General features: G+C 66.1%; 6 protein-coding genes. 5 read left to right on the top strand and 1 reads right to left on the bottom strand.

Annotated elements, in window-relative coordinates; all coding sequences use genetic code 11:
• On the bottom strand, nt 1-256 hold a 256-nt coding region (gene ccmI, locus CVM52_RS23770; protein ID WP_100164807.1), incomplete at its 3' end, for a c-type cytochrome biogenesis protein CcmI.
• Nucleotides 257-464: 208 nt separating this feature from the next.
• Between ccmI and CVM52_RS23765 the strand changes: the two genes are divergently transcribed.
• From CVM52_RS23765 to CVM52_RS23745, 5 genes are all read left to right on the top strand, one after another.
• On the top strand, nt 465-1,709 hold the full coding sequence (locus CVM52_RS23765) for a sarcosine oxidase subunit beta family protein (RefSeq protein ID WP_100164806.1): 1,245 nt from the start codon (nt 465-467) through the stop codon (nt 1,707-1,709).
• Between the two features lie 130 nt (nt 1,710-1,839).
• Complete coding sequence (locus CVM52_RS23760) at nt 1,840-2,226, top strand: hypothetical protein (protein WP_133119963.1); 387 nt, start codon at nt 1,840-1,842, stop codon at nt 2,224-2,226.
• A 387-nt stretch (nt 2,227-2,613) separates the two neighbouring features.
• Nucleotides 2,614-2,805, top strand: coding sequence for a hypothetical protein (locus tag CVM52_RS23755; protein ID WP_100164804.1), 192 nt, complete (start codon nt 2,614-2,616; stop codon nt 2,803-2,805).
• A gap of 81 nt (nt 2,806-2,886) precedes the next feature.
• Nucleotides 2,887-3,216, top strand: a complete 330-nt coding sequence (locus tag CVM52_RS23750; protein ID WP_100164803.1) for a sarcosine oxidase subunit delta — start codon at nt 2,887-2,889, stop codon at nt 3,214-3,216.
• A gap of 42 nt (nt 3,217-3,258) precedes the next feature.
• A partial coding sequence (locus tag CVM52_RS23745) for a 2Fe-2S iron-sulfur cluster-binding protein (protein ID WP_133119962.1) occupies nt 3,259-4,691 on the top strand: 1,433 nt, incomplete at its 3' end.

The raw sequence follows: 4,691 nt of genomic DNA, 5'->3' as shown, positions 1-4,691 counted from the left end.
CGGCGGCGGCGCGGATCCGGGTATCGGCGGCCAGGATGCGGCGGGCGACCTCGGTGCGCACGCGCTCGGCATCGGCCTCGGCGATGGTGCCGCGCGCCAGGTCGCGATCGATCTCTTTCAACTGGTCGCGATAGACCCTAAGGTCATAGGCGGCGGCTGGCTCCGGAGCTGCGGCGGAGCGGGTGCGCAGCAATGTCAGCGCAAGCAGCCCGGCCACGCCCAGTGCAATCAGCGATGCCAAGATCCAGAATATCATGCCCAGGTCCTCTTTCGCGCCTGTCTAACGGCGCGGCGGCGCTGAAAAAAGAGACAAAGCATCACATCCCTGACAGCGACAGCGCAAATCCGGGCAGATGTCGCAAACCGCGCGGGAAATGCCGCCGCGGGTATCTTCTTTTTGGCCGCGTATCGCAGAAGCGGGAGAGGGCATGCCATGGTGCGATTCCAGTATTGGGGGCAGTGAGATGAAACGTTATTCCGCCTTTGCCATCGCGCGCGAAGCCCTGCGCCACCATGCCGGCTGGGAGCGCGCCTGGAAGAGCCCGGAGCCGCGCCGCCGCTATGACGTGGTGATCGTCGGTGCCGGCGGCCACGGCCTGGCCACGGCCTATTACCTGGGAAAGAATTTCGGCATCACCGATGTGGCGGTGATCGAAAAGGGCTGGCTGGGCGGCGGCAACACCGGGCGCAACACCACGATCATCCGCTCGAATTACCTGCAGGACGCCTCGGCGGCGATCTTCGAGAAGGCGCGCAGCCTTTACGAAACCCTCAGCCAGGATCTGAATTACAACGTGATGTTCTCGCCGCGCGGGGTGCTGATGCTGGCGCAGACGGAACACGAGGTGCGGGGCTGGAAACGCACCGCCCATGCCAATGCGCTGCAAGGGGTCGAGACCGAATATGTCGATGCGCAGCGGGTCAAGGAGCTGTGCCCGATCATGAATATCGACGGGCCGCGCTATCCGGTGCTGGGCGCGCTGTGGCAGCCGCGCGGCGGCACCGCGCGCCATGACGCGGTGGCCTGGGGCTATGCCCGGGCCTGTTCCGCCATGGGCATGGACATCATCCAGAAATGCGAGGTCACCGGCATCCGCGCGGAGGGCGGCAAGGTGCGCGGGGTCGACACCTCGAAGGGGCCGATCGATTGCGGCAAGCTGGGCCTGGTGGTGGCGGGGCATTCCGGCGTGCTGGCGGATATGGCCGGGTTCCGCCTGCCGATCGAAAGCGTGGCGCTGCAGGCGTTGGTCAGCGAACCGATCAAGCCCTGCATGGACGTGGTGGTGATGGCCAATACGGTGCATGGCTATATGAGCCAGTCCGACAAGGGCGAGATGGTGATCGGCGGCGGCGCCGACGGCTACAACAACTACACCCAGCGTGGGTCCTTCCATCATATCGAGGAAACGGTGCGCGCGCTGATCGAGACCTTCCCGATCATTTCGCGGCTGAAAATGCTGCGGCAATGGGGCGGGATCGTGGACATGACCGGCGACCGTTCGCCGATCATGTCGAAAACGCCGCTGGAGAACTGTTTTGTCAATTGCGGCTGGGGCACCGGCGGTTTCAAGGCGATCCCCGGCTCGGGCTGGGGGTTTGCCGAGCTGATGGCCAAGGGGCAATCGCCCTTGTGCGACGCCTTTTCGCTGGACCGGTTCCGCGAGGGCCGCTTTGTCGATGAAAGCGTGGCGGCCGGGGTGGCGCATTGACCCGTTCGCCGCAGCAATTTGAGTCCCGGCGCGCCTTGGCGGGATCGTGCCGAGCCGGAGTCGGCCCCCGGAACCGGGATGCCGAGCCGATGGTTTTCTTCTCGAACGAAGCTAGAGAGGAGAAACCATCATGGCTAATCGTGATATGTACACAGACAACTACCGCGCCCCCGAAGTCGAACCCAATCGCGCACCGCCGCCGTCGACCGGCGTTGGCGGTACCGGAATCGCCATCGCGGCGCTTATCATCGGCATCCTTGCGCTGTTCTGGATTTTCGGCGCCGGCCCGTCCGACACCACCCAGCCGGTCCCGGCCGACGGCGTCTCCGTCACCATCGAGGAAGAGGGCGGCACCGCCCCGGTTGCGCCTGATGCCAATGCCACGGCTCCGGCCGCTGCACCGACGCAGGATGCCGCGCCGACCGATGATGCCGCCCCGGTTGCCCCTGCACCGACCGAGGATGCAGCACCTGCTGACGAGACCGCTCCGGCTGCACCGGCACCGTCGGACAACTGATCGCCGGACCCAATATGCAGCATTGTCCCGGCTGTCCGCCCTTTCTGTTGGCGGGCAGCCATTTTTGCGGAACCCGTCCGGCGCTTCGCGCGTTAACGGGTTAACGCAACAACGAAAAAGTCAGGCATGCCTTAGCAACGTAACAATCGCGGCCGCAGGGAATCACCTGCAGTTCCGGCCGCACGTCTTGTGTTTTGAAGAGTTCCGGATGGGTTCACCTCGTGCCCATCCTTTTTTTGTGCCCGACTCGCGCGCGCCGGCCAAAAATGGCCGGGGCCGAGGCCTGTTTCCGGCCATGCGCTGCCGAAACAATGCCCCGATCAACTGCCCTATTGTTCTGTGCCAGCAGGGTGCCACTCTGGATGTCCGTAGATCGGAGGATCCGAGATGGCTGATTTCACCAATGTGTCGCGAAGCTCGTCGACCGGCTGGATCATCGGCGTCATCGCCGTTGTGGCCGTGCTGTTCTTCGTCCTCATGTCCAGCGGCACATCGCCAACCGACCCGGCGGTCACCGCGCCCGAAGCGGTGCCGACCGGCGCTGATCCGGCCGCAACCGCGCCGGCTGCCAGCGAGTAACGCCACTCACGAATTCAGAACCAGGGGCGGGGGCCAGTGGGCACCCGCCCTTTGCCTGCGTGCAGGACAGGAGATGCTGCCATGCTGATGCTTGAATGCCCCTATTGCGGCGTGCTGGCCGACGAGACCGAACTGGCGCCGGGCGGCGAGGCGCATCTCACCCGTCACGGGCCGGGTTCGTCGGATGACGATTTCCAGGACTACCTGTTCACCCGCGAAAACCCGCGCGGGGTGCATTTTGAACGCTGGCGCCATGCCCATGGCTGCGGCAAGTGGTTCCACGCGGCACGCAATACGGTGACGCTGGAGGTGTATGGCACCTATCCGGCCCAGACCACCGAGCCGCCCAAGGAGGTCTGCGCAAAGATCACCGGCGCCGCGCCGGGCTGGACCTGGCGGCTGTTTGGATGATCGCGCGGCAGGGTTTAACACGGATCGGGAATGGGGAAGGGTATGAGTAAGCGCCTGTCCGGCGGCGGCCGGCTGATCGACCGCGCCACCGAAATCAGCTTTACCTTCAATGGCGAAACGCTGAAGGGCTGCGCCGGCGACACGCTGGCCTCGGCTTTGCTGGCCAATGACCGGATGCTGGTGGGTCGGTCGTTCAAATATCACCGCCCGCGCGGCATCGTCGCCAGCGGTGCGGAAGAGCCCAACGCGCTGGTCAACCTGGGACAGGGCGGGCGGTTCGAACCGAACCAGCGCGCCACCACCACCGAGTTGTTCGCCGGGCTGACGGCGCGGTCGCAGAACCACTGGCCGTCGCTGGACTTCGATGTCGGCGCGGTGAATGCACGGCTGTCGCGGTTTCTGCCGGCCGGGTTTTACTACAAGATGTTCATCCATCCCCGGCCGTTCTGGAAACATGTCTACGAACCCTTCATCCGCCAGTCCGCCGGCCTGGGCCAGGTGCCGAAAGAGCGCGACGCCGACAGCTATGAATATTTCTATGCCTTCACCGATGTGGTGGTGATCGGCGGCGGCATCGCCGGGCTGCTGGCGGCCAAGGCGGCGGCGGATACCGGGGCCAAGGTTCTGGTGCTGGAACAGGGCGCCCATTGGGGCGGGCGCGCGCCGGTGGATGGCGGCCGCGTCGGCGACCGGTCTGTGGACAAGTTTGTGGACGGGCTGCTGGCCGAGCTGTCAGCGATGCCCGGCGTGACCCTGCGCAAGCGCTGCATGGGCGCGGCGGTGCATGATCACGGCTATGTCCTCGGTTACGAACGGCTGACCGATCACAAACCGGGCTCTGACGGCCCGCGCCACCGGTTGTGGCGGATTCGGGCGAAACAGGTGGTCACCGCCACCGGCGCGATCGAGCGGCCGCTGTCCTTTGCCGGCAATGACGTCCCCGGCGTGATGCTGGCCTCGGCGATGCGCGATTACGTGGTGAATTACGGCGTGGCCCCGGGCCAGCAGGTGCTGGTGGTCACCAATAACGACGACGGCTATCGCACCGCGATCACCCTCAAGACCTCGGGGGTCGGGGTGCTGCGCATCCTCGATGCGCGCGAGACCGGTGGCGGCCCGCTGATGGAAGAGGCGCGGCGCCTGGGCATCCGCATCGATTGCGGCCGCGCCATCGGCAAGGTCAGCGGCGGCAAGCGGGTGCGCAAGGTGCAGATCTGCGCCCAGTCCGGCGCCGGCGGTGCGTTGGAGGAACTGGCCTGCGATGCGGTCGCGATGTCGGGCGGCTGGTCGCCGGTGGTGCATCTGTGGTCCCATTGCGGTGGCAAGCTGATCTGGGACGCGGCGCAGGCGCTGTTCCGCCCCGATCCGGCCAAGCCCCCGACCGGCGCCGACGGCCAGGGGTTTGTTCGCGCGGCAGGCGCGGCCAACGGGGTGTTGTCGCTGGACGCGATTGTCGCGGACGCGGTCGAGGCCGG

This window comes from Pseudooceanicola lipolyticus, from assembly GCF_002786325.1.
Classification (GTDB): domain Bacteria; phylum Pseudomonadota; class Alphaproteobacteria; order Rhodobacterales; family Rhodobacteraceae; genus Pseudooceanicola_C; species Pseudooceanicola_C lipolyticus.
This window is presented reverse-complemented; position numbering and strand designations above follow the sequence as displayed.

Bases quoted from the DNA above. Each gene is read 5' to 3' on its own strand.
- CVM52_RS23765 (WP_100164806.1), top strand. From the start codon at position 465: ATGAAACGTTATTCCGCCTTTGCCATCGCGCGCGAAGCCCTGCGCCAC.
- CVM52_RS23750 (WP_100164803.1), top strand. From the start codon at position 2,887: ATGCTGATGCTTGAATGCCCCTATTGCGGCGTGCTGGCCGACGAGACC.
- CVM52_RS23755 (WP_100164804.1), top strand. From the start codon at position 2,614: ATGGCTGATTTCACCAATGTGTCGCGAAGCTCGTCGACCGGCTGGATC.
- CVM52_RS23760 (WP_133119963.1), top strand. From the start codon at position 1,840: ATGGCTAATCGTGATATGTACACAGACAACTACCGCGCCCCCGAAGTC.